The following is a 235-nucleotide window of genomic DNA, read 5'->3' as shown; positions in this document are numbered from 1 at the left end:
GAACTCGACTGTGCCGGCGCCCACGTAGCCCACGGCCTTGGCGGCAGCCACTGCGGCCTCGCCCATCTGCGCGCGGCGCTCGGGTGTCATGCCGGGGGCGGGGGCTTCCTCCAGCACCTTCTGGTGGCGGCGCTGCACCGAGCAGTCGCGCTCGAACAGGTAGACGCAGTCGCCCTGCGTGTCGCCGAACACCTGGATCTCGATGTGGCGCGGGCGCTGGACGTAGCGCTCGATC

At 71.5% G+C, this 235-nt stretch carries 1 protein-coding gene; it reads right to left on the bottom strand.

Features of this window, described 5'->3' with window-relative positions; genetic code table 11:
- Window positions 1–235: ATP-binding protein (locus tag ACNEUN_RS06465; protein ID WP_463631643.1), on the bottom strand; the 235-nt coding region annotated here is incomplete at both ends.

Source organism: Gardnerella sp. C0684A1 (assembly GCF_055326835.1).
Note: the sequence above shows the minus strand (reverse complement) of the source record. Positions and strands in the feature narration are given on the sequence as shown.